Origin of the sequence: Halorubrum laminariae, from assembly GCF_024494655.1 — an archaeon.
GTDB classification, from domain to species: Archaea; Halobacteriota; Halobacteria; order Halobacteriales; family Haloferacaceae; genus Halorubrum; species Halorubrum laminariae.
The window spans coordinates 102,887-126,708 of sequence record NZ_JANHDL010000005.1 but is presented as its reverse complement, the minus strand read 5'-3'; the positions used below and the strand labels follow the sequence as shown (position 1 = coordinate 126,708).

At 66.8% G+C, this 23,822-nt stretch carries 26 protein-coding genes and 1 tRNA gene; 14 read left to right on the top strand and 13 right to left on the bottom strand.

The window, feature by feature from the left end; translation table 11 throughout:
* Positions 1–271: 271 nt before the first annotated feature.
* The 5 genes from NO887_RS10705 to NO887_RS10685 are packed head-to-tail and all read right to left on the bottom strand — an operon-like array spanning position 272 to position 3,363.
* On the bottom strand, positions 272–1,273 hold the full coding sequence (locus NO887_RS10705) for an AIR synthase family protein (protein ID WP_256418282.1): 1,002 nt from the start codon (positions 1,271–1,273) through the stop codon (positions 272–274).
* Positions 1,270–1,542 (bottom strand): alanyl-tRNA editing protein, encoded by a 273-nt coding sequence (locus NO887_RS10700; protein ID WP_256418394.1) that lies wholly within the window; start codon positions 1,540–1,542, stop codon positions 1,270–1,272. The genes NO887_RS10705 and NO887_RS10700 overlap by 4 nt, the downstream gene beginning before the upstream one ends.
* Positions 1,520–1,696 carry a hypothetical protein gene (locus tag NO887_RS10695; protein ID WP_256418280.1) on the bottom strand — a complete coding sequence of 59 codons (177 nt, stop codon included), beginning with the start codon at positions 1,694–1,696 and terminating at the stop codon, positions 1,520–1,522. The genes NO887_RS10700 and NO887_RS10695 overlap by 23 nt, the downstream gene beginning before the upstream one ends.
* Complete coding sequence (locus tag NO887_RS10690) at positions 1,680–2,312, bottom strand: protein sorting system archaetidylserine decarboxylase (RefSeq protein ID WP_256418279.1); 633 nt, start codon at positions 2,310–2,312, stop codon at positions 1,680–1,682. Before NO887_RS10690 ends, NO887_RS10695 begins: the two co-directional genes overlap by 17 nt.
* A 1-nt stretch (position 2,313) precedes the next feature.
* On the bottom strand, positions 2,314–3,363 hold the full coding sequence (locus tag NO887_RS10685; protein WP_256418278.1) for an AAA family ATPase: 1,050 nt from the start codon (positions 3,361–3,363) through the stop codon (positions 2,314–2,316).
* Between NO887_RS10685 and NO887_RS10680 the strand changes: the two genes are divergently transcribed.
* From NO887_RS10680 to NO887_RS10660, 5 genes are all read left to right on the top strand, one after another.
* Positions 3,334–3,753 (top strand): hypothetical protein, encoded by a 420-nt coding sequence (locus NO887_RS10680; RefSeq protein WP_256418277.1) that lies wholly within the window; start codon positions 3,334–3,336, stop codon positions 3,751–3,753. The two genes, NO887_RS10685 and NO887_RS10680, sit on opposite strands and share 30 nt — an antisense overlap.
* Positions 3,754–3,821: 68 nt before the next feature.
* Positions 3,822–5,213, top strand: a complete 1,392-nt coding sequence (locus tag NO887_RS10675) for an ABC transporter substrate-binding protein (RefSeq protein WP_256418276.1) — start codon at positions 3,822–3,824, stop codon at positions 5,211–5,213.
* A gap of 4 nt (positions 5,214–5,217) precedes the next feature.
* Positions 5,218–6,291, top strand: a complete 1,074-nt coding sequence (locus NO887_RS10670) for a carbohydrate ABC transporter permease (RefSeq protein ID WP_256418275.1) — start codon at positions 5,218–5,220, stop codon at positions 6,289–6,291.
* The gene (locus NO887_RS10665; RefSeq protein WP_256418274.1) at positions 6,288–7,172 is read left to right on the top strand and encodes a carbohydrate ABC transporter permease; all 885 of its coding nucleotides are present in this window, start codon (positions 6,288–6,290) and stop codon (positions 7,170–7,172) included. Before NO887_RS10670 ends, NO887_RS10665 begins: the two co-directional genes overlap by 4 nt.
* Positions 7,172–8,323 carry an ABC transporter ATP-binding protein gene (locus tag NO887_RS10660; RefSeq protein WP_256418273.1) on the top strand — a complete coding sequence of 384 codons (1,152 nt, stop codon included), beginning with the start codon at positions 7,172–7,174 and terminating at the stop codon, positions 8,321–8,323. Before NO887_RS10665 ends, NO887_RS10660 begins: the two co-directional genes overlap by 1 nt.
* A gap of 121 nt (positions 8,324–8,444) precedes the next feature.
* Here NO887_RS10660 and NO887_RS10655 read toward each other — a convergent pair whose 3' ends face one another.
* The 3 genes from NO887_RS10655 to NO887_RS10645 form a co-directional block, all read right to left on the bottom strand.
* A complete protein-coding gene (locus NO887_RS10655; RefSeq protein ID WP_256418272.1) occupies positions 8,445–9,101 on the bottom strand; it encodes a DUF4013 domain-containing protein in 657 nt (218 codons plus the stop codon).
* Positions 9,101–9,529, bottom strand: coding sequence for an SHOCT domain-containing protein (locus tag NO887_RS10650; protein WP_256418271.1), 429 nt, complete (start codon positions 9,527–9,529; stop codon positions 9,101–9,103). Before NO887_RS10650 ends, NO887_RS10655 begins: the two co-directional genes overlap by 1 nt.
* 101 nt (positions 9,530–9,630) lie before the next feature.
* Entirely contained in the window at positions 9,631–10,110 is a 480-nt protein-coding gene (locus NO887_RS10645) for a DUF192 domain-containing protein (RefSeq protein WP_256418269.1), read from the bottom strand.
* A 60-nt stretch (positions 10,111–10,170) separates the two neighbouring features.
* On the opposite strand from NO887_RS10645, the gene NO887_RS10640 reads away from it, so the two are divergent.
* From NO887_RS10640 to NO887_RS10605, 8 genes are all read left to right on the top strand, one after another.
* Positions 10,171–10,244, top strand: a tRNA-Val gene (locus NO887_RS10640).
* Between the two features lie 618 nt (positions 10,245–10,862).
* On the top strand, positions 10,863–11,576 hold the full coding sequence (locus NO887_RS10635; protein WP_256418267.1) for a ribulose-1,5-bisphosphate 5-phosphatase: 714 nt from the start codon (positions 10,863–10,865) through the stop codon (positions 11,574–11,576).
* Entirely contained in the window at positions 11,573–12,253 is a 681-nt protein-coding gene (locus NO887_RS10630) for a ribulose-1-phosphate aldolase (RefSeq protein WP_256418266.1), read from the top strand. The genes NO887_RS10635 and NO887_RS10630 overlap by 4 nt, the downstream gene beginning before the upstream one ends.
* A 76-nt stretch (positions 12,254–12,329) precedes the next feature.
* Positions 12,330–13,301, top strand: a complete 972-nt coding sequence (locus NO887_RS10625) for a ribose 1,5-bisphosphate isomerase (protein ID WP_256418265.1) — start codon at positions 12,330–12,332, stop codon at positions 13,299–13,301.
* Positions 13,298–14,494: an ATP-dependent ribose-1-phosphate kinase gene (locus NO887_RS10620; RefSeq protein ID WP_256418264.1), complete on the top strand. Its 1,197-nt coding sequence runs from the start codon at positions 13,298–13,300 to the stop codon at positions 14,492–14,494. Before NO887_RS10625 ends, NO887_RS10620 begins: the two co-directional genes overlap by 4 nt.
* 68 nt (positions 14,495–14,562) lie before the next feature.
* Positions 14,563–15,093 carry a DUF5817 domain-containing protein gene (locus NO887_RS10615; protein WP_256418387.1) on the top strand — a complete coding sequence of 177 codons (531 nt, stop codon included), beginning with the start codon at positions 14,563–14,565 and terminating at the stop codon, positions 15,091–15,093.
* A 104-nt stretch (positions 15,094–15,197) separates the two neighbouring features.
* The gene (locus NO887_RS10610) at positions 15,198–16,217 is read left to right on the top strand and encodes a DUF7490 domain-containing protein (RefSeq protein WP_256418263.1); all 1,020 of its coding nucleotides are present in this window, start codon (positions 15,198–15,200) and stop codon (positions 16,215–16,217) included.
* The gene (locus NO887_RS10605) at positions 16,214–16,663 is read left to right on the top strand and encodes a DUF8060 family membrane protein (protein WP_256418262.1); all 450 of its coding nucleotides are present in this window, start codon (positions 16,214–16,216) and stop codon (positions 16,661–16,663) included. Before NO887_RS10610 ends, NO887_RS10605 begins: the two co-directional genes overlap by 4 nt.
* Positions 16,664–16,693: 30 nt before the next feature.
* Here NO887_RS10605 and NO887_RS10600 read toward each other — a convergent pair whose 3' ends face one another.
* Both NO887_RS10600 and NO887_RS10595 read right to left on the bottom strand, forming a co-directional pair.
* Positions 16,694–17,119, bottom strand: a complete 426-nt coding sequence (locus NO887_RS10600) for a DUF8113 family protein (RefSeq protein ID WP_256418261.1) — start codon at positions 17,117–17,119, stop codon at positions 16,694–16,696.
* Between the two features lie 50 nt (positions 17,120–17,169).
* A complete protein-coding gene (locus NO887_RS10595) occupies positions 17,170–18,012 on the bottom strand; it encodes a Rieske (2Fe-2S) protein (RefSeq protein ID WP_256418260.1) in 843 nt (280 codons plus the stop codon).
* A gap of 269 nt (positions 18,013–18,281) precedes the next feature.
* Between NO887_RS10595 and ppc the strand changes: the two genes are divergently transcribed.
* Entirely contained in the window at positions 18,282–20,984 is a 2,703-nt protein-coding gene (gene ppc, locus NO887_RS10590; protein WP_256418259.1) for a phosphoenolpyruvate carboxylase, read from the top strand.
* Between the two features lie 60 nt (positions 20,985–21,044).
* Here ppc and NO887_RS10585 read toward each other — a convergent pair whose 3' ends face one another.
* The 3 genes from NO887_RS10585 to hmgB all read right to left on the bottom strand — a co-directional run bounded on the left by NO887_RS10585 (position 21,045) and on the right by hmgB (position 23,811).
* The gene (locus tag NO887_RS10585) at positions 21,045–21,665 is read right to left on the bottom strand and encodes a class I SAM-dependent methyltransferase (protein ID WP_256418258.1); all 621 of its coding nucleotides are present in this window, start codon (positions 21,663–21,665) and stop codon (positions 21,045–21,047) included.
* 266 nt (positions 21,666–21,931) lie between these two features.
* Entirely contained in the window at positions 21,932–22,387 is a 456-nt protein-coding gene (locus NO887_RS10580; RefSeq protein ID WP_256418257.1) for a 30S ribosomal protein S19e, read from the bottom strand.
* An 80-nt stretch (positions 22,388–22,467) separates the two neighbouring features.
* Complete coding sequence (hmgB, locus tag NO887_RS10575; RefSeq protein ID WP_256418256.1) at positions 22,468–23,811, bottom strand: hydroxymethylglutaryl-CoA synthase; 1,344 nt, start codon at positions 23,809–23,811, stop codon at positions 22,468–22,470.
* Between the last annotated feature and the right edge of the window lie 11 nt (positions 23,812–23,822).

Here is a 23,822-nt window from a genome sequence, read left to right as displayed (position 1 = left end):
GTTAAAGACCGTAATCCAACGCTGACTGAGACGATTTAGAAATGCGACTCCTCTCAAAACCCGCGTCTTCGACGTGGTGCGACGGGAGTTGTCGGGCGGGGTGGAGCCGCCGACCCTCACGGACGCAGCGAGCGTTCAGGTGTGAATTCCAGCCGACCCATCTCGGGAAGGTCGGGGGGAATTAAATTTGCCTGCGACGGCACGGCCCTGTTTGAGACGTGCGGTCAAAACGGTGAAGCCTCGGGGCTTGTCCCCGAGGCTTCACCGCCGGCTACTTCCACAGCGGGTACAGCTCGTCGCGCGGCGGCTCCGCGATCTGATCGCCGTCGAGGTAGACCGTGCCGGCCGTTTTCGGGTTGTCGCCGTCGACCGACTCGTCTCTCCGAACCTCGCCGATCACGCCCGAGTCGATCTCGACCGCCGAGAGCGCGTCACGGGCGTCCTCGACACGTGCCGGCGGAACCGCCGCGAGCAGCGCTCCCGACCCGAACGTCGCCAGGGGGTCGACGCCGAGCGCGTCACAGCAGGCCCGCGTCTCGGGACGGACCGGGACACGATCACGATCGACCGAAAGCGCAGTCCCGCTCGCCCGTGCGGTCTCGACGAGCGCGGTCAGCAGGCCGCCCTCGGTCGGGTCGTGCATAGCGGTCGCGGCGTCTCGTACTGCGGCCGCGTCGGGAACGACGCTCACGTCGTCGAGGAACTCGGCGGCGGAATCGAGCGTCTCGGTCGGAACGCTCGCGTCCAGACACGCGTCGCGGAAGTCGGTCGCGAGGATCGCCGTCGCCTCGATGCCCGCGCCCTTCGTGAGCAGGAGCCGGTCGCCGGGCTCCGCGCCGCCGCTTTCGACGAACCGGTCCGTGGTCCCGAGCGCGGTCATCGAGCAGAGCGGCCGCGCGAGCGCCGGCAACACCTCGGTGTGGCCGCCGACGATGGCGACCCCCAAGTCGCTTGCCGTCTCGTCCACCTGTTCGGTCACCACTCGCCGGCGCGCGGCGTCGTCGTCCGGCAGGAAGAGGGTGTGCGTGAGCCACCGTGGGTCAGCGCCGCTCGCGGCAACGTCGTTGCAGGCGACGTGAACCGCCAGCTCGCCGACCGCGTCCGCCGCAAGCGACAGGGGGTCGGCGGCGACGACGAGCGTCTCGTCTGCGCCGGCGAGGTCGATCGCCGCCGCGTCCTCGCCGTAGGCGGGGCCGGTCGCGACTGCTGGGTCCGCCGCGCCGGTCGCCGCGAGAACCTCCGCGAGCGCCGCGGGGTCGAGCTTCCCGGTCATCGTTCTCGCGGCCACGTGACCACGTCGTTCGGCTCCGCGTCGAGGCCGCCCGCCTGCGCGAACGTTGGGGCCCCGCCGCCCCCGCCGCTGAACATGTCCGTGACTGCGTCGACGACGAGAGTGGTGTCGGGGTCGCGGTCAGCCGGCTGTTCGCTCGATTCGGGGTAGAAGTACGTCTCGTCGAGGACGATCTCGCGCCCGTCGACGGACTCGATCGTCGCCGCGAACTCCCGGACTCCGGGGTCGTCAGGCGGGCGTGATGCGATCATGGACGACTCGTGGTCGCGGCCGGATAAATAGGTGGCCGACGGGTGTCGCGTGGGCGTCGCGGGTAGAGAACGCGGCCGCGTAGTCGACTGTGTGGTGAGCGTCGGCGACGACCGTCAGGGTCGCCCTGTCGACCGCGTCAGGGTCGCTCGGCAATGATCGTCTCGCCCGCTCGGACCGACTCGCCCTCGGCGACGCGGAGGTCGCCCTCGCGCACGTCCGCCGGCAACACCACGTCGGCGCGCGAGCCGAACGAGACGTGGCCGATTCGCTCGCCGCGATCGACGGCGTCTCCGGGTTCGACGGACGGGTGGATCCGGCGGGCGAACCAGCCGGCGATCACGAGGAGTTCGTACTCGCCGCAGTCGATCGCGACCTGCTCGTTGCGGTCGGACTCCTTGTCGAAGGCCGGGCGGTTCGCGCCGGGGCGGTGTCTGACCTCTCGGACCGTCCCGGGGAGCGGCGCGCGGTTCACGTGCACGTCGGTGACGTTCATAAACACACCCACTCGGATCCGGTTCCCCTCCTCGCGGATCACGGAGACCGTGCCGTCCGCGGGCGCGACGACGACACCCTCGGCGTCCGGGGGCGCGCGGTCGGGGTCCCGATGGAACCAGAGCACGCCGAGCGCGAGCGCCGTCAGGGCGACGCCGACGGGCGGTGCGAGCGGCAGCGTCACGGCGGCCGCGAGCGCGGGGACGAGCGCCAGCCGCCACCCGTTGTCGACGACCGGGAACGGGAGCACCCGGGCGAGCGGAGGATCGCGGGTCACGTCAGGCCCCCGCGGGGTCGCGAAGCGGCGGGTCGAGTTCGGTGCGGCCGGCGGCCCACGCCGCCAGCAGGTGCGTGAGGTGGAGCCGGTCGTCGAGCCCGTCCGTCAGATCGAGGTCGGCCTCGCCGGCGAGCACGTGGAGCCGAGCGAGATCTGCGCCGTCGTACGCCGAGCCGGCGCGAGCGACGCGGAGGGTCTCGCGGAGCAGCTCTCCGCCGTCGTATCCTCCCTCGTCGAGCAGGTCGTCGAGCGCCGAGCGCGCGTCGGCGAACTCCCCCTCCTTCGCGGCGGCGAGCGCCTCCCGGATCGCGTCGTCGTCGCCGACCTCGCCGAGCGTCTCGTAGGCGGTCGACATCGTAATCTCGTCGCCCTCGACCGCGGTCGCCTGCGCCGAGAGGATCGCCTCGCGGAGGTCGCCGCCGGCTGCGCTGGCGACGAACTCCAGCCCGTCGGCGTCGTACGACACGCCCTCGCGCTCGCAGATCGTTTCGAGGACGTCGATCGTCTCGTCGGTGGTCGGCGACCGGACTTGTACCGGGAAACACCGCGACCGGATCGGCGCGATGAGCTTCGACGGCTGGCGCGTCGCGATCACGAACTGCGTGGTCCGGTGGTGTTTTTCCATCACGCGCCGGAGCGCCTGCTGGAAGTCCTCCCGGATGGCCTCGGCGTTGTCGAGCAGGATCGTCTTGTACTCGCCGGACATCGGCGCGTACGACGCCGACTCCTTCAGAACCCGATTTATCATGTCGCGTTTCGCCATCCGGCTTCGCCCCTGCAGGAACCCCTCGAAGCGGGGGTCGGTCCGGATCTCTTTTTTCGTTCGTCCGAAGAAGTCGGCGACGTTGATCTCGATCAGGTCGCTTTCAGGGTGGTCGTGTGCGGTCCGCGTCAGCGCCCGCGTCGCCGCCGTTTTCCCGACGCCCGGCGGCCCCTGCACGACGAGATTCATCGGCTCGTCGACCGCGCGCTCCAGCCGCTCGCGTGCCTCGTCCTGCCGGATCTCGTCGAGCGCGGGAGCGTGCGCGTCGATCCACAGCGGTCCCTCCATGTCGAATCCTCGGTGACGAGCGCTCAAGAATCGGTCGGTCGTCTCCGCGTCGAGGCTGCGGAGTCTCCTTCGCCGATCCCGACCGGCGGATCACCGCCGCCGCGCGAGCCCGACCGCGAGGGCGACTCCGCCCGCGGCGGCCGCGACCGCCGCCGCAGCGAACACGCCGCGGACGCCGAACGCCGGAACGAGCGGGCCGAACAGCACGGGCGAGACGAACTGACCGGTGTACCGCGGGGCCGCGAGGGGGCGACGGCCCCGACGCGGGAGCGGTTCGAGCGCCTCCTCTCGATCCGATATCGCTGCGCGTTGACGGTCGGGCGTCGGCTGTTTCGCGTCTCTACGATACAGCGTTTTCGCGGATCTGAGGCCGTGAAACGGCGTCTATGATTTTTATTAATTTTCTGAGTAAATGAACATCAATCGTTAAGTACGCGTGGTTTGAAACGCAAGCGTACATGACACGAGACAGTCCGACCGAGGACGCTGATCGGCTCACTCGCCGACACTACGTTGCAGGCGCTGGTACCCTCGCGACCGTGGGGATCGCCGGGTGTTCGGGCGGCGGCGACGGTGGCGACGGGACAGATGGGTCCGACGGCTCTGATGGCTCTGACGGCTCTGACGGCTCTGACGGTTCCGACGGCAGCGACGGCAGCGATGACGGCTCCGATGGCTCCACCGAACTGGAGATCATCCACTGGTGGACCGCCGGTGGCGAACAGGACGCGTATCAGGCCCTCCTCGACGGCTTCCGAGAGGAGTATCCGGATGTCGAAATCGTGGACAACCCGGCACCGGGTGGCGCGGGCTCCGCGATCGACACGGTCGTCCAGAACCGCGTCATCGATGGGAATCCGCCGAGCACGTTCCAGATCTGGCCCGGTCAGGCGCTCACGCCCTACACCGGTGAGGGGCTCCTCGAAGACATCGGCGACTCCGTCTGGGACGAGGAGATGCGGAACGCGTACCTCGACGATGTGGTCGACCTCGCGCAGCCCGCGGGGAACCTCGTCGCGGTCCCGATCAATATCCACCGGCTGAACAACCTGTTTTACAACGTCAGCGTCCTCGACGACGCGGGTGTCGACGCCACCGACATCGACGGTCCGCAGGGGCTCCTCGGCGTCTTCGAGACGCTCGACGCGGAGACAGACGTTACCCCGTTAGTTCACCAGACCCAGAGCCCGTGGTCTTCGCTCCAGCTGTGGGAGAACATCTTCATCGGCGAACAGGGCGTCGACGCCTACCAGACCCTGATCGGCGGCGACGTCTCCTCGCTCGAAGACGAGGTCCGCTCGGCGCTCGAACTCCTCGCCGAGTACCTCAACTACATCCCCGAGGATGCCGGATCGATCAGCTGGGACCAGGGGAACAACGATGTCATCTCCGGCGACGCCGCGTTCCTCCACCAAGGCGACTGGGCGGCCGGTCAGTACAAGTCGGCCGAGGACTTCGAGTTCGAGAGTGATTGGGATATGGTGCCGTTCCCCGGCACCTCTAGCGTCTACCAGTCCGTCATCGACTCGTTCGTTTTCCCGACGGGGAACCCCTCGCCGGAAGCGACAGAGCAGTTCCTCAACTACGCAGGCTCGGTTGACGCCCAAGAGCGGTTCAACCCGATCAAGGGATCGATCCCGCCGCGTACCGACGTGCCGATGGACGAGTTCGGCGACTTCCTCTCGCGTCAGTTCGAGGACTTCCAGAATTCGAACACCCAGCCGCCGGCAATCGCCCACGGAACGGCGGTCGCCCCGGCGATCCAGTCCTCGCTTGAGGAGGTCTTCGCCAACTTCAACGGCAACCAAGACGTCGACGCCGCCTACGAAGGCATCGCCAACTCGTTCTGAGCCGATGACGTCACGGATTTTTGCGGCGCTGACGCGCGAAACCGACGAGTCGAAATCCGACGCAGAGCCGGTACGCGACGGTGACGATACGGTAATCGCCGATGAGCCACCGGTGCGCACCGATGGCGGCACCGTCGCCGACAGCGCGGGCGATGCGTCGAACTCGACCGTCGGGGACGACGCGTCTGCGCTCGACCGGCTCCGTCGCAGTCGGTTCCTCGAATCGATCCCGTTCTGGGGACCGCCGGCGGTCTTGGTGTTTTTCTTCGTGTACGGGGCCATCGCGTGGAACTTCGTCATCTCGCTGACCGGATGGGAGGGGCTCGGTAGCCCCGACTACTCGTCGCTGTCGACGGAGATGTACACGCGGCTACTCTCTGATCCGTCGTTCCACGCGGCGTTCCGGAACACGCTAGTGTTGCTCCTCGCGTTCACGGTGTTCTCGCTGATCCTCGGGTTGCTCGTGGCGATCCTCGTCGACCAGAAGATCCGGATCGAGAACACGTTCCGGACGATTTACCTGCTGCCGATGAGCCTCTCCTTTGTCGTCACCGCGATCTTCTGGTCGTGGATGTACAACCCCTCGAACGGACTCATCAACGAGGCCCTCCGCGGGGTCGGCCTCGACGCGTTCACGCAGGCGTGGCTCGCGGACCCGCAGTTCAAGCTGGCGGCGATAATCTTTGCGCTGATGTGGCAGTTCTCGGGGTACTGCATGGTTGTGTATCTCGCCGGACTCCGCGCGATACCGAAATCCCAGTACGAGGCGGCCCGCATCGACGGCGCGTCGACGATCAAGCTCTACTGGCGCGTGATCATCCCGCAGCTACGGGCCTCCACGATGTCCGCGGCGGTCGTGCTCGTCGTGTTCGCGCTCAAGGCGTTCGACTTCCTGTTCGTGCTGTTCGGCGTCAACCCCGGGCAGTCGGCCGACATCCTTTCGGTGATGATGTACCGCGTCGCGTTCGACCGGATCCAGTGGGCGTACGGCTCGGCGGTCGCGATGGTGTTGTTCGCGATGACGCTCGGCGTGATCGGTCCGTACCTCTACGTCCAGTACCGGCGGGGTGAGCTATGAGCACGGCGGCACGGCTCCGCTCGACGGTCGCGAGCCTCGATCGCTCGCGCGTCGCGCTGTACACGGTGCTGCTCGCGCTCGTAGCCTTTTACCTCGCACCGCTCGAATCCGGGTTCATGACGGCGTTCAAGACGCCGGACGGGTTCCGGACGACGACGCCGTTCGCGCCGCCGCCGGCCGGCGAATTCACCATCTCCGCGTGGGGGACGGCCTTCGAGCGACTCTCGACCGGGCTGCTGAACAGCGCGCTGATGGCGGTGCCGGCGACCGTGCTGTCCGCGCTGTTCGGATCGCTCGCGGCCTACGGCCTGACGAACCTCAGCTGGCGCGGCCAACTCGGGGTACTCGTGTTGTTCGTCGCCGGCGTGTTCATCCCGTATCAGGCGGTGCTGGTGCCGTTGACGCAGTTCTGGTCGTTCGTCGACATCGGCGGGCGAATCCCGCTTGCAATCGTCGCCGACAACGAGGGGCTGATCAACCTGAGCATCACCCACGTCGCCTACGGGATCCCGATCTGTACGGTGCTTTTCCGATCGTACTACGCGACGATCGACGACGAGATGCTGGAGGCGGCGCGGCTGGACGGGGCGTCGGCGGCGACGATCTACCGACGGATCATCCTGCCGCTGTCGATCCCGATCTTCGCGGTGACGCTCATCTACCAGTTCACGCAGATCTGGAACGACCTCCTGTTCGCCATCGTGCTGGTCAGCAACCCGTCCAACCAAGTGGTGACAGTCGCGTTGAACCAGCTTCAGGGCTCGTTCGTCCAGCAGTTCAACCTCCAGATGGCGGGGGCGTTCGTCGCGGCGCTACCGACGCTCGTCGTGTACGTCCTCTTCGGTGAACAGTTCGCGAAAGGCGTCGCAGGTGACTCATAATGGCACGACTCGAACTCGACTCGGTGACGAAGCGATTCGGCGAGGGAGACGGCTCCGTCCTCGCTGTAGACGACGTGGACGTCGACATCGCGGACGGGGAGTTCCTCGTCCTCGTCGGTCCGTCCGGCTGTGGGAAGTCCACGACCCTCCGGATGGTCGCCGGGCTCGAAACGATCACGGACGGCGAGATCCGTCTGGACGGCGATCGGATGAACGAGCAGGGGCCGGCGGAGCGGGACATCGCGATGGTGTTCCAGAGCTACGCGCTGTACCCGCACATGACCGTCCGCCAGAATATGCGGTTCGGACTGGAGGAGTCGACCGACCTCAGCGACGACGAGATGGACGGGCGGGTCGACGAGACGGCCGAGCTGCTCGACATCACCGAACTGCTCGACCGGAAGCCCGGCGCGCTCTCCGGCGGCCAGCGGCAGCGCGTCGCGCTCGGTCGCGCCATCGTGCGCGAGCCGAAGGCGTTCCTGATGGACGAGCCGCTCAGCAACCTCGACGCGAAGCTCCGGTCTCAGATGCGGACGGAACTGCAGCAGCTACAGGACGATCTGGACACCACGACCGTCTACGTCACGCACGACCAGACGGAGGCGATGACGATGGGCGACCGCATCGCCATCCTCGACGCCGGCGAACTCCAGCAGGTGGCGACGCCGCTCGAAGCGTACCACCGCCCCGCGAACCAGTTCGTCGCCGGGTTCATCGGCGAGCCGTCGATGAACTTCGTCGACTGCGCGGTCGAGGACGCGACGCTGGTCAACGAGGCGTTCCGCTACCCGCTCGCCGACGAGGTGGGTGCGGCGGTCTCCGAAGCCGACGACGCGACGCTCGGGATCCGGCCCGAGGACCTGTCCGTCGACCCGGCCGCGGACGCCGACGACGCGGCCGACGGCGGCCACGCGTTCGACGCGACCGTCGCCGTGGTCGAGCCGATGGGCGACGAGAACGTCGTCCACCTCTCGCTCGCGGACGGGCCCGACCTCGTCGCGACCGTGAACGGCCTCCGCCGGATCGAGAGCGGAGCGGAGGTGCGCGTTACGATCCCCGAGAACGCGATCCACGTGTTTGACGGCAACTCCGGCGACGCGCTCCACAACCGCTCGCTCGATGAGGCCGAACTGGACGACGCGCGCGTCTGATCTCGGCCGACGTTCCCGTCGCTCACACCGCGGTCGCCGTTCCCATCGCTCACACCTTTTCCCCACACTGCTTCTCGTCGCGATCGGTTCCTCCGACGACCGCACTCGGTTCGACGACCGCTCAGACGCCGCGGCGTCGCCACGCCCGGCCGGTTGCCCGTCCCACCGCGGCGGCGGCGACGACCTCGACGTAGAACGCACAAAAAAAGCCGAGCGCGACCGCGTTCAGCGGTTCGTACAGCGCGGCGGCGAGACCGAGCCCACCGGCGGCGAGCAGCGTCGCGACGAGGTAGCCGGCGTCCTGTGCGGCCGCGCCGACGAGCGACCTATCGACCGCCGCGCGCAGCGTTCCCTCGCGGGCGACCGCGGCGAGCGCCGCCGGGAGCGGATAGCAGATCGCGGCCGCGAGCAGCGTCGACACCGTCGAACCGATCGTGAACAGCAGTCCGTCCGTCGTTCCGGTCGGATCGAACCCTTCGAGCGGGCCGCCGAGCGTCACCACGAGGAGGGCGACCGGCACGGCGAGGTATCCGACCGTTGTCGCGGTCAGTCGGAATCCGTCGAAAAGCAGCGCGCCGACCGGTCGCCAATCCGGTCGATCCGGGTCGACGTGTGACTCGGCGGTCGCGGTCGCCGCGAGCACCCGCGACAGGTAGCCGGCGACCGCGATAAGCGGGAGCAGGGGAACCCACACCGCGAGCAGATGGAGGCCGCCGCCGACGAGAAGCGAGTCGACCCGGGGTGACCCGCGAACCGGAAACGTCAGCACGCTCGCCATCACTCGCGCGCCCGCTCCATCTCGCGTCGGATCCCGTCGCGAACCCGGTCCGTGAGGTCGTTGTCGGTCGAGCGGACGCCGTCCGCGGTCTCGGCGTCCTCTGTTTCGAGGAGCCGGTCTAGTTTCCGCTCGAACTCCTCGTCGCCAATCTCGCCGCGGGCGTAGCGTTCACGTAGCGCGTCGAGCGCGGGGTCGGGCGATTCGGCGTCCGCGTTTCGCGCTCCGTCGGTCGCGTCGGGGAGGGGTTTCGTCAGCGTGTGGAGGACGGGGAGCGCGACGAACAGGCCGAAAAACCAGACGAGCGGGAGCGTCCACCAGACGCCGGATACGAGGGGGGCCGCGACGCCGCCACCGAGCACGAGCAGGGCGAACACCCGCCGCCAGCGGTGTCGCAGGTTCCACGCGATCCGCCGGAGGAGGCCGGTCATGTTCGGGCGGACGCCTGCGAGGCGGAAATCGGTTTCGTCGCCGACGGCGCGGCCGCCGCGGTCCTCCGGCCGCTCCGAGATCCGGCGTCGAGTCCGCCTCGCTACCCGATATCGAAGACGAGTCGATCGCCGGGCGTGACGCCGTGTCGGTCGCTCCAGCCGCGCGGCACTTCGAGGACGTACCGTCCCGTGCCGCGGTACCGAGTGAGCGGCCGACCTTCCGGCTCCGCCTCGTGGATCGCGGTTATCGTTCCGTCGGCGTCGGCGAACACGATGTCGAGCCCGAACGCCATGTCCCGCATCACGTAGGCGCGTTCGGCTGAGTCGCCGTGGACGAACAGCATCCCTCGGTCGTCGGGGAGGGCGTCCGTCTCAGAGAGCCCGACGTACTGTTTCACGGGCCCGTCGGCGACGCGGACCTCGACGGACCCGAGCGACGCGTTCGTCTCCCCGTCGACCGTCTCGACGGTGGTCGTCTCGTATCCCGCGATTAGGAGGGACGGATCGCCGGCGAGCGCGACGGCGACGAGGAGCGTGACGAGGGACGCGGTCGCGGCGAGACCGAGGGCACGGCGGCGCACGGCCGACGTTGGCGGCGGAGAAAGAAACCGTTTTCCGCTCTCAACCGGTTGAAACGGTGAGGGCTCGTGGTCTAGCTGGTCATGACGCGGCCTTTACAAGGCTGAGGTCGGCGGTTCGAACCCGCCCGAGCCCATACCTGTGGCGAGTAACTCTACGAGCCGCAGGTATGGAGCGAGTTCGAATCAGGGAGCGGAAGGTGAGCGAGCACAGCGAGCGAACGGGAGCGACTCCGGTTCGAACCCGCCCGAGCCCATTTATCGGACGAACGAAGTGAGTCACTGAAATTATGTGAGGGCGGTCGAACCCTGAAAGACGCAGCGTCGAGCGAAGCGAGACGACCGTCTTTCTCCGGTTCGAACCCGCCCGAGCCCATACCTGTGGCGAGTAACTCTACGAGCCGCAGGTATGGAGCGGGTTCGAAGTAGGGAGCGAGAGGTGAGCGAGCACGTCTGATTTCTGGTGCTGGTAGATCGGCGATGAACACCTTCAAAGCCCCAGTCGCTTCGCGCCTCTGGCAGCCGCCGGTGACTGCCCCTTTTGATCCCCGTCCCATCCCCACAGCACCGCAACCGCACCTCACGCCTCCCCAGCCTCGCGGTTCGCGCTCTCCGAGCGCTCACCGCGTCCCTCGCGGACTCCTCGCGGCCTGTCGGCCGCTCGGAGGCGCGCCACCGCACCTACAATTGGCACTCGCTGATGGGCTCACCAGCGCTAATCAGCCTTAAGTCGCCGCCGCGCCGAGGGTGGTGACATGAGCTACGAGGCGGTCTGCTTCGACCTCGACAACACCCTGTACCCGTACGCGCCGTGCAACGAGGCGGGTAAGCGGGCCGCGCTCGCCGCCTTCCGTGAGTGCGGGTACGACATGGACCGGTCGACGTTCGACGACCTGTACGCGACCGGCCGCCGAGAGACGAAACGCGAGACTCGCGGCACGGCGGCTTCTCACTCGCGACACATCTACTTCAAGCGAGCCCTCCGAAAGTACGCCGACGAGCACGACGCCGAGACCGCGCTCGCGGTCGGTGACGCCTACTGGGACGGGTACATCGACGCGATGGCGCTCTGTGACGGCGTCGAGCGCACCGTCGACGCGCTCGCGGACGCCGGAATCGCGGTGGCCGTCGTCACGAATCTCACCACTCGCGTCCAGCTGCAGAAGCTCTCGCGGCTGGAGATTGACGACCGGATCGACCGGCTCGTCACCTCCGAGGAGGTCGGGCGAGAGAAGCCGAGCGCGCTCCCGTTCACGACGGCGCTCGCGTCGCTCGATTGTCGCCCGAGCGACGCGCTCGTGGTCGGAGACAATCTCGAAGCAGACATCGGCGGCGGGAACGCCCTCGGAATGGACACGGCGCTGTTCGTCGCCGACGGCGACGTACCCGCCACGGACGAGATCGCCGAACCAGATCGACCGGATGTCCGGCTGGACGCGTTCGACGAGCTTCGCGAGGTGGCGCTTTGACCCGCGATGACCCCGAGGAAAATCTCGATCGCCTGCGCGACGCCCGCAAGGCCGTCGTCGAGTACGCGCCGGCGCTCGCAGATCTGACACCAGGGCGAACCGGAAACCTGAGCGTCCGCGACGGCGACGCGATCGCGGTCACGCCCACCGGGGTCCCGTACGACGCGTTCGACGCGGGCGACGTGCCGGTCGTCTCGCTGGACGGCGAGCGGCTGGCGGGGCGGATGGCCCCGTCGAGCGAGGTGCCGATGCACACGGGAATTTATAAACACGACAGACCGGGCGCTATCGTCCACACCCACTCGCCGTGGGCGACGACGATGGCGACGCTCCATCGGAAGCTCCCCCCGGTCCACTACATGATCGTCGCCGTGGGGCGCGAGGTTCCGCTCGCCGACTACGCCCCCTTCGGCACGGAGGAACTCGCGGCGAACGTCGTGGGTGCGATGGCCGAGGCCGACTCCGACGCCGCGATCCTCGCGAACCACGGGCTCGTCGTCACCGGCTCCGACATCGAGACGGCGGTCGAGAACGCCCGCCACGTCGAGGACCTCTGCCGGCTTTATCTCCGAGCGTCGTCGGTCGGCACCCCGCACGTGCTCACCGACGAGCAGCTGTCGACCGTCGAAGAGCGCTTCGCGAGCTACGGACAACAGCCGGACGTCGGAGACGAGTAGCTGCGAATCGGGACGTAACGAGACGGACGGCTCGCTCGCCCGGTTTTATAAATACCGGGCGGGCTACCGGATCGGTATGACTGACACGGAACCGGCGGCTGCGGTGCGAGAGATCGCCGACTCGATCGCGACGATGGAGATCCGTGGGGCGGCGACCATCGCCTCGGCGGCCGCGGAGGCACTCGCCGTGCAGGCCCGCGCGGCGGCCGGGGGTGGGGAGACCGCGAGCGATCCGTCGGCATTCCGCACGTCGATTCGATCGGCCGCGCGGACGCTCCGCGAGACCCGGCCGACCGCGGTGTCGCTGCCGAACGCCCTCCGGTACGTCCTCCAGCGGATGGAGGGTGACTCGGTCGACGCCCTCAGACGGAGCGTCGTTGACGCGAGCGAGGCGTTCGTCAGGCAGCTGGACCGCGCACAGGAGGACTTGGGTCGCGTCGGCGCGAACCGCCTCACCGACGGCGACACCGTGATGACCCACTGTCATTCGACGGACGCGCTCGCGTGTATCGAGGCCGCCGTCGAACAGGGGAAGTCGATCTCGGCGGTCGTCAAGGAGACGCGCCCGCGCCAGCAGGGGCACATCACCGCCGAGCAGTTGCGCGACGCCGGCGTCCCGGTTACACTCATCGTCGACTCCGCGGCGCGTCGGTACCTCGACGAGGTCGACCACGTCCTCGTCGGGGCCGACTCGATCGCCGCCGACGGCGGCGTGATAAACAAGATCGGTACGTCGGGGCTCGCCGTTAACGCCCGCGAGCGCGGCGTCCCGATCATGACCGCGGCCCAAACGATCAAGCTCCACCCGGAGACGCTGACGGGCCACACCGTCGAAATCGAGATGCGCGACGAGAGCGAAGTGATCGATCAAGAGGCCCGAGAAGCGGTCGGCGAGATAGCCGTCGAGAACCCGGCGTTCGACGTGACGCCGCCGCGGTACATGGATGCGATTGTCACGGAACAGGGGCAGTTCCCCCCCGAAAGCATCGTGACGTTGATGCGAGAGCTGTTCGGAGAAGGAGCCGTGGAACCGTGGGAAGAACCATGAACGGAGAGGGTGACGACGGCCCCACCGAGCGCGGAACGAGGCCGAACGACTGGGAGGCCGAAGTGGCGGAGTGGAACGAGGAGGTCACCGAGTGGGAGTCGGCGGACGACGACTCGACGGAGGACCCGAATCCTGCCGGAGACGCTGACGCACCTAGTGACGACCCCGTCGACGATTCCGATTCGACCGGCAGTGACGACCCCGTTGACGATCCCGACCTAGAGCCGGAGTCGGCCGGCCGCGTGCCGAAGGTAGTCTCGGCCGGCCATATCAACTGGGACGTGACGATCCACGTCGATCGGCTGCCCGAGCCGGACGGCGAGACCCGCATCGAGCGGCTCGAACAGTCGGGCGGCGGCAGCGCCGCGAACGTCGCGGTCGGCCTCGTCGGTCTCGGCGGTCAGTCGGTCGTCTACGGGAGTGTCGGCGGCGACGAGTCGGGCGCACTGGCGCTCCGCGAACTGGCGAGCGCCGGCGTTGACCCCGGACAGGTGCTCGTCGACGCCGACGCGCCGACCTCGGTGAAGTACGTGATCGTTGACGGCGACGGGGAGCTGTTGATGCTGGCGAACGACGGCGCGAACGAGTCGTTCTCGGCGGCCGAGTTCGACCCCGACACGCTTCGCGCGGCCGACCACCTCCACCTCACCAGCCAGCAACCGGAGACCGCCGCCGCGATGGCGACGGCCGCGGGCGAGGCGGGCGCGACCCGGAGCTTTGACCCCGGACGACGCGCCGGGGACCGCGAGTTCGACGCTGCGCTCCGCGCGACCGACGTGCTCTTCTTGAACGACCGCGAGGCCGACGCGCTCGCCGCGGCGACCGACATCGACCCGTGGGAGCCCGACGACCGCGTCGTCGCGATCAAACTCGGGAGCGACGGCGCGACGATCCGGACTCCACACGGCGATGTCTCACACCCCGGGTTCGACATCGATCCCGTCGACACAACGGGCGCGGGCGACGCGTTCGCAGCCGGCTTCCTTGGCGCGGCCCTCCGCGACCCCCACGTGATCGACGGCAGATTCTCACACGACCCGCGGGACTATCAGGTGCCGCTTCTCGTCGGAAACGCCTGCGGTGCGCTCGCGGCCGAGGCCGTGACCGCCCGCGTCGACCTCTCGTGGGACCGGGTCCGCGACATGATGGGCGACTCGCCCGAGTCGGACCTGCTGATCGAGATCCGGGTGTGAGTCGGCGACGGACGGTCGAACCGGCCGGCGACCGAGGATTCAAACCCGATCCCGGCGAACGCGGATGTATGTACGCGGTCGTCGGCTGCAACGAGTGTGCGGCCATGTGGCTGCTCTCCGACCCGCAGACGAGCGACAGCGCGACCTGTCCGCGCTGCGGGAAGACCCATCGAACGACGAAACTCAAGCGCTTCTTCGAGTCCGACGACCGCGCGGCCGCCCGCGAGGCTCGCGCCGCCCTGCTCGCGAAGAAGCGCGACGAGAGCGCGGCGTTCGCCGACGTGGCGCATGTCTCGGAACTCGAACACGCCGTCGACGACGCCGGCGTTGACGACGACGAGTACCTCGAAGCCGCGGGGATCGACGCGGACGCGGTTGCCGAGGCTGGAGCCCGCGCGGAGGGTGGTAGGTCGGACTCGAAGAGTCGCACTGAGATCGTTCGACACGCCGTCGAGGCGGCAGACGATCCCACCGAGGCGGCCGTCGTCGAGCGCGCGGCGGATCACGGTATGTCTGCAGAGACTGCTCGGACGATTCTCGAAAAGCTGACGCGCCGCGGAGACCTCTCTGAGTCCGGCGGACGATATCGAATCCTCTGAACGCGGCGGGCTCGCAAGCGAACCGCTGGCCGTCCCGAAGGATGTCGAGAGAACGGGCGATCAACCAGACAAAGCATATATGCCGCCGTTTTGACGTATCGACCATGGATACTCGAACTGCCCTCTTGGCGGCCGCGCTCGCGGTGCTTTTCGTCACTGCGATTGGGGCCGTCGCCGCGCCGGACGCGCTCGCCGACCCGCGGTCGGCCGACGAGCGTCCCGGCGACGTTCATATCGTCGACACGGTCGTCTCGCCCGGTGAGGTCCGCGGCGAGACCGCGGAGCTTCGGCTGGGAATCGATCTTCGGCACCGCGGCTCGGCCGTTGAGAACGTTACCGTCCGTCACCGCGCCATCGGTGCGGAGTCGGGCCTCCTCGTCGACGAGACGACAGTCGATGTCGGCGAGGTCGACGGCGGCAGTGAGCGAACGATAAACGGCTCCGTCGACGTCGAGCGCGCCGGCGGCTATCGCATCGAGACGGTCGTGTTCGCCGACGGTGAGCGCCGCGCCAGCCAGACGACCCGAGTCGGTGGGTTGGGCGCGCTTACGCCCGAGTACGCCGACTCGTCCGTCGGCTTCACCGACGGGCAAGTCTGGCCGACCGTCGCCGTCAGCGTGAGCGAGGCCGACAACGAGACCGCCACGCTGTCGGTGTCGCTCTCGGTGACCAACCGCGGCGACGAGGCGTCCGATCCGCTCGAACTCCGCGTGCTGATGCGACAGGCCGAATCGAACGTGGTCGCGGCCGACGCCACGGAGACGGTCGGCTCGGTGCGCCCCGGTCGGACCGACACCATCACCGTCACTGCCGAGGTCCCGGCGAACTACAACTACTACGTCGACGGCGCGCTGTGGAGCGACGACGTCCTCATCGACGAGACACAGGGGGTCGCCAACCTGAATCCGCGCGAGACGATCAGCGCGGACGAGTCGGTCGAGGAGGTCGAGTTCGCCGTCGAGGACTTCGAGCGCGACGCTGCCGAGGGCGGCATGGCCGAAGACCGGGACAGCGGGGCCGACGACGCCGCCGGCGGCACGGACGACTCGACGCCCGGATTCGGTCCCGTCGTCGCGCTGATCGCCCTCGCGAGCGCGGCGCTCGTCGCGCGGAGGCGACGATGACCGACGACGACCGACGCTCCGACGACGCGAACCGCGAATCGATCGACCAGACGGATCCATCGCGCACTATGACCGACACGCCCACACCCACCGACACGACACCCAACGAATCCGACGACAGCCTCGCCAAATCAGCCCGCCCCGACGGCGCGGGCCGCGGACCGCGCGGAACTGACACCGAACGGGACTCGGAAGACGGATCGAGACTCGACCGCCTCGGTACGGACCGGCTCCGTGCGATCCTCGACCGAGTCGGACTCGCCGCCCTCGTCCTGCTCGCGTTAGTCGCCGGCTGGAGCTTCTACGGACAGACCGGGACCGCGATCCGGACGTGGCTGGACCCGGCGTACCAGCCGCTCGCGCTCGCGGCGTTCAATCTCGCGGTGCTTCTGGTCGCGGTCGCGGGTATCGTCCACCAACTCGCGCGGATCCGCGCGAGCGAGTAGCGACCGCACAGTCACGTTTCGGCGGTGCAGTCACTCCTCAGGGAGATCGTCTGCGGTCGCCGGAATCTGTTCGACCTGTCCCGCGAGCGTCGCGGCGTCGCCGGCAACCGTGGAAGCGTCGACTCCAGCCTCGTTGGCGACGAGTCGGACGTGCGCCCCGAGCAGCGCAAGCGCGCGGAGCCCCTCCTCGCTGGCGTCCTCGTCGTCGCGCTGGGCGAACGTGGTGTCGATCTCGCCGTCGCGGACGATCCCGACGTGCAGGGCCTCGACGCCTTCGCCGTCGAGGAGTTTGCGTGCGCGATCGAGTTCGGAAGCAAACGGATCGTCGTCGGTTGCGTCACTCCCGTCTGTCTCGCCTGTTCTCTCCGTTTTGTCCCCCTCGTCTGTCCCGTCTGCCTCGTTCGTCTCGCCTAGCTCGTTCGTCTGGTCGGGACGCTCGGGAGGGTCGTCACTCATGACGTGTCGTACGGCGAGTCGGGGGAAAAGCGCGGCGGGCGAGTCGAGATCTACTCAGGCCGGGGCCGAGCGACGAACAGCGCCTCTTCGAGGGTGAACGGGTCGTACGTCGACTGGTGACAGACGCAGTACGTCCCGTCGGCCGCGTCGTAGCGGGCGGACTCTTCGAGCGCCTTGTAGTCGGGGATACAACAGAAGTGCGTACAGACATTGAGGTACGCGATGAACCCCTGATCTGTCGACGCTTGCAGCCACTCGTCGTTTTGGGCAGCCTCCTCGATCTGCGTCGAGCGAATCACGACGACGTTGAGGCTGGCGTCGGTGTCCTGTGAGCGCCACGTGACGTTCGCCGGCTTGCCGACGCCGTCGCTACCGATGCCGTTACCCCACTCGTCGTAGTCCGTGAAGTCGTCGACGTGGATCCGGTCGCCGGCCGAATACGTGTCCGACTGCCACGTGTACGGCGGGGCGCTCGCCGAGCGGAACAGGTTGTCCGACTCGAAGCCGGGCTGGATGTTCTCCTGTGACTCGACGCCGCAGTACTGGAACCACGCGCCGGAGTAGGTGACACCGCTGTCGCCGAGCTCCTGCTGTGCGACCTCGACCTCCTGTCCCTCTTGTGTGATCGTCGTGGTCTCGGGCCAGATACCCTCGATGTACCCGTCGTCGGTCACCTGTAGCGGGATCTGCGGGAGCCCGCGCGGTGCTGGACCGCCGGTCTGACGGATCGTCATCGCAGTGGTCGACCCCCCGCCGACGCCGCCGGCCGTCGTCAGGGTGTTCACTGTCGCCGACCCCATCGCGCCAACCCCCGCTAGGGCAGCGCCGCCGACGACGCCTTTGACGAAGCGTCGCCGTCCGGACTCTGCCGGATACTTGTCGGACTGACTCATACGTGTCGTTCAGGCTGGACCGGTAAAAAGGGTGACGAACCCTCCACCGGAGTGGGAATCGCGTCGGTTATCTGAGCGAGAACCACGTCCGGTCACGCATCCATCGAACGCACGTCTCCAACGAACTCCGACACACTCCGACGAACTCCGGCAAACTCGACGAACGCGGACAGGGGAGCCACACGATCGATAAATATATTCACTCGTTTCTGAGGCAAACATTCGTTCAGACCGCGCTTTTAACCGACTCGCTCGGTAGTACCTGTGGTATGGAGTTGCACAACAGAGATGTCCGCACGGACATCCGGGAGCTCGGTGCGCTCGTGGGAGATGTCCTCGCTGCGCAGGCCTCGACCGAAGCGTACGAGACGGTCGAGGAGCTACGTAACGCCGCGATCGACTACCGTCGGGGAGACGCATCAAGTCGTGACCGGCTCCACGAGACGGTCGACGACCTCTCCGAGGTTCGGGAGGGTATCGTCGCTCGGGCGTTCACGACCTACTTCGAACTGATCAACCTCGCCGAAGAGCGCGAGCGAGTACGCGCCATCCGAAACGCCGACGACGAGGGGGCCCTCCACGACTCCTTCGAAGCCACGATCGCCGAGTTCGCGGAGCAGGGTGTCGAGCCCGCGGAGCTCGAAGATCTGCTCGCTGACGTGCTCATCGAACCGACGTTCACCGCGCACCCGACGGAGGCCCGCCGGTCGACCGTGAAGTCGAAGCTCCGCTCGATCGCGAACCACCTCGGCGAACTCGACGAGCGGAATCTCACGGAGCGAGAGCGGAACGCGGTCTGGCGCGACGTCACCGCCGAGGTGACGAGCCTCTGGGGCACTCGACAGGTGCGCCAGCGCCCGCCGGAGCCGCAAGACGAGGCCCGAAACGTCCAGTGGTACTTGGAGAACACCCTCTTCGACGTCGTGGGCGACGCCTACGAGGAGTTCGAGGAGACGATCGCGGCCGAGTACGACGACATCGACTGCCCGAAGCTCTTCGAGTTCCGCTCGTGGGCGGGCTCTGACCGAGACGGCAACCCCTTTGTCACGCCCGAGGTGACAGACGAGACGCTCGAACGCCAGCGTTCGGTCGCCGTCGGAAAGTACCGCGACCAGTGCAAGCGGCTCTCGGCCGTCCTGAGTCAGGACGGCGAGCGCTACGCGGTCGGCGACGCGCTCACCGCGTCGCTCGCTGACGACGACGAGCGGTTCCCGACGGTCGTTGAGGAGGCACGAACGCGGTATCCCGACGAACCGTACCGGCAGAAGCTCCGCCTGATGCGCGAGCGGCTCGACCGCATCGACGATGTGCGCCCCGGCGAGTACCCCGACAGCGACGCATTCCTCGCCGATCTTGATGTTATCGCCGAGTCGCTCTCCGCCGACGAACAGGAGGCCGTGCGCGAATCGTTCGTCGAGCCGCTTCGCCGACAGGTGGACACCTTCGGCCTCACGCTCGCTTCGCTCGATCTCCGCGACCACCGCGAGAACCACACAGAGGCCGTCGCCGAGGCCGTCGCCGCGGAAGGCGTCGACTACCGCGACATGGCCGAAGAGGCCCGTCAGAAGTTCCTCACCGGAGCAATCTTACAGGAGAACCCGGTCGTCGACACCGACGATCCCGGCGACGTCTCGGAGACGACCGAGCGGGTGATCCGCCGGTTCGAAGAACTCGCCGAGTGGCAAGACGAGTACGGCGCACAGGCGATAGACACCTACTGCATCTCGATGACCGAGGAACCGAGCCACGTCCTCGAAGTGCTCTTCTTAGCCGATCAGGTCGATGTCGTCTCGCTGTCAGACCACTGCGGACTCGACGTGGTTCCGCTCTTGGAGACCGAGTCAGCGCTCAACGGAGCCGAACGCATTCTCGGGACACTGTTCGACAACGAGGCGTACGCGACGGCGCTCGACGCGCGCGGCGACGTGCAAGAAGTCATGCTCGGCTATTCCGACTCCAACAAGGAGAACGGCTTCCTCGCCGCGAACTGGGACCTCTACGAGAACCAGCGTCGGATCGCGCGGTTCTGTCGAGACGAAGGCGTTACGCTCCGACTGTTCCATGGTCGCGGTGGATCGATCTCACGAGGCGGTGGCCCGATGAACGAGGCGCTGCTCGCGCTCCCCAATGAGACGGTCACGGGACAGGTGAAGTTCACGGAGCAGGGCGAGGCGATAGCCGAGAAGTACGCCAACCCGCGGATCGCGGAGCGCGAACTCGAACAGATGCTCGACGCCCAGATCCGTGCGCGCCACGAGGCCAACGAAGAGCCCACCGAGGAGGTGCCCGATAGCTGGGTCGACGCGATGGAGACGATGGCTCCCGCCGCCCGGGAGACGTACCGCGACCTGTTGAACAGCGACGGGTTCGTCTCCTACTTCGGACAGGCGACGCCGATCTCAGTCGTCGAGAACCTCAACCTCGGCTCGCGGCCCGCCTCCCGCTCCGGCGAGCGTACCGTCGAAGACCTGCGCGCGATCCCGTGGGTGTTCTCGTGGACGCAGACCCGGCTCATCCTCCCCGGCTGGTACTCGCTCGCCTCCGGCATCGATGCGTACCTCGACGCCGTCGGTGAGGAGGCCGGGCTCGACACCCTGCGCGAGATGTACGAGGAGTGGCCCTTCTTCAAGACGACCCTCGACAACGCCGGGCTGGCGCTCGCCCGTACCGATCCGGAAATCGCCGCCGAGTACGCCGACCTCGCGGACGACGACCTCCGCGAGCGGTTCTTCCCCGAACTCGTCGGCGAGTACGAGCGCGGCCGCGAATTGGTCCTCGCAGTCAGCGGACGCGACCAGCTCCTTCGACGTGAGTGGCTCGCCGAGAGCCTCGATCGTCGGAACCCGTACGTCGATCCGTTGAACCTGCTACAGGTGGATCTCCTCGGTCGCACCCACCGGACCGACGAGGAGGAACGAACCCTCCGACTCACCGTCAACGGTATCGCCGCCGGCATGAAGAATACTGGATAGCGGGTCCGCTGAGTCGGCGGCCATATCCCACCATCAGGGCCTCTCGGTGAACGCGGAATATCAGTTAGCCGGACGAAAGGTCCGCGTGGTGTCTCTGGTACCTTGGACGACATCAACCTCGACGAGATCAAGCGAGGTGAAGATGTCGCCCCAGTCTCGGTAGTATAGTGGAGTGTCGTCATCGACGTAGTTCACGTCTGGGTCAGACGGCGATGATTTGTGTACTGGTGCCTCAATCTCTGCCGTGATGAGGATGCTATCGGTGATTCGAGCCACCTCCTCGAACACCCACTCGACATCGGGATGGAGATGTTGGAGTGTTTCGACCGAGTAGACGGCGTCGAACTGTCCGTCGTCGAAGTCATCGATGATATTCTCGATCGGGCTACAGTGAAACGTTCCGTCGCCGGCGAGTTCAGGATAGGTCTCCTGCATTGTGTCAAATGCCTCGGCGTTGATGTCGACGCCCGAGAGGTTCTCGAAGCCGTGGTTAGCGAGGTATTTGAGGTGACGACCAGACCCACACCCGAGTTCGAGAACAGTTGCGTCATGGTCGAGGTACTCGCTGAGGATGTCGCAAATCAACGTACTCGTCTCATTGGGACCGTAATGTGCATAGTACGCTGGTGAGTATTCGCCCGCCCGGTCTGTCCACGTGTTTCGGACGGAATTAGGTTCCACGTGTATTGACTCACGCAAAGCGGTAAAATGCCGTCGAACAGTGCCTGCTTGAGTACCAGCGTATTCTCTGCCCTCGTTATCGACTTACAATACTGGGGATGTCGTTTGGAAGCTCATCTTGAAAGGAGAACTAATTTAATATTGCGATATACGATATATCGCTGGAGTTGCGATGATCGTCGTTGCGACCGAGAGAACGCGAGCAACCCTGCTCGCATCGGGAGCCGAGGCTAGGCGAACGAGGGTGAATAGAAAAATCGAGCGATCTACGCGTAGCGTTCGAGTTCCGGGCGGTCGAGATCCTCGAAGACCTCAGTCGCGACCTCGGTGAGGAAGGCTTCACCATCGTCGGAGATCCGGCGACCCTCGCCGGCGGCAGTCGTCACGAGCCCCTCATCTTCGAGCACCTGAAGCGATGTGCGGATGAGTTTTCGGGACCCTCCTTCGTGTTCACCCGGACGGACGATGTAGCGGTTCGAGCCACGCTTTTTGGAGCCGTACTCGGTCGCGAGTCGCTCGATGCCGATCGGTTCGTTCTGTGCAACCTTGCGGAGCAGGCTCGCGGAGCGAACGTACCAGAAGTCCTCCTGTTCCGGAGGTAGCTCTTTGCCTGCGCCACTTTTCGCGAACTCGACCCACTCCGGCTCGTCGATCCGGTCTTCGAGTCGTGCGGCGACCGCCTCGATGAGGGCGTCGGCCGGCACGTCGTAGATGGTTACCATTGCAGTCAGATTCAGCCTAACGTCGTTTAAACCCATCGTATTCGAGAGGCGTCGTGTGACCCGTTTTCACGGGGATACGACTATTCGACGTACTCGTACTTCCGCTCGTTCATCCGGCCCCAGCCGGTGAACACGAATTCCGCGTCCGGCTGCGTGAACTCCTCTATCTCGCGGTCGATGTCCATATCGTACTCGTGAACGTCGTGGACGTCCTCGTACTCGCTCCACGTCAGGTTGTAGCGGGCGACGAGCTGGTCGTCGATGTCGAGCCCCTCTATCTCCGCGCGCCACCCCTCGCGGATGGTCTCGGAGTGGATCTCGGCTTGCGCCCCGGAGCCGTACGAGGCGACGAGCAGCGTGTCCCCGACGAACGATCCGCCGCGCTCGATGGCGTCACGTAGCGCGCTGACGCGGGCGATATGCACGGAGCTCGTGTACCAGTTGCCGACCTCGCGCGAGAGCCCGAGCGTCGGTTCGACGACGGTATCGTACCACGACTGATACTGTTCGGTCCGCTTCAACTCGTCCATGTAGTCGCGTATCGCCCCTTCGTAGGACTCGCGGTCGGCGAAGTCAGCTTCGCGCGGCTGTCGGCCGATCACGTCTGCGAGTTCGTCCTCGTATTCCGTGTCGCGGATGACGTGTCGATACGCCAGCAGCGCCGCCTTCCGGACCATCCCCGGGAACGGTGTGTGGAACGGGGCGTATACGAAATCGTCGAGCTCGATATCATCTGTGACCGACTCGTAGTCTTCGAGCGCCTCGCGCATCCGAGAGAGGTACACCTGCACCGAGCGCTTGCCGTCGACGCTCGGGAACTGCTGGTTCGGCTTCAGGAAGTCCGTCTCGTCTTTCGACCCGTATCCTTGGTCTGTCGAGAGCGCCACGATGGATGGGTCCTCGTCGATCAGCATCGCGACGGCACCGGCACCCTGCGTCGCCTCGCCCGGATCGCCGCGGGCGTACAGCGCCGTGTCCGTCGTGATGACGAGCGCCGGACGATTTCGGTTCCGACCCGCCTGAATCCAGTTGTACGCGTCGTCTATCGCCTGCGTCCCGGCGAGGCAGGCGAACTTCCGCTCGCCTTTGTTGGCATGGGTAAAATCGCCGTCGTACACCTGTTCGAGACAGCCTGCAATGTACGTCGACACGGGCTTGGAGTGGTCGAACGCCGACTCCGTCGCCACGTCGATCCGACCGATATCTGCGGGTTCGAGACCCTTGCGGTCCATCAGATTCTTCGCGGCGTTCGCGCCCATCGTGACGATGTCCTCGTACACGTCCGGGAACGAGGAGTTGTTGAGGCCGAGCCCCTTCGTGTACTTCTCCGGGTCGTCGCCCTTCTCCGGCGCGAACGTGCCCGGAAGGTCGAGTTTGAGGTTTCCGGTCCAGATTCCGACACCGTCGATGCCGACTGCGGTCATAGGCGATCGTT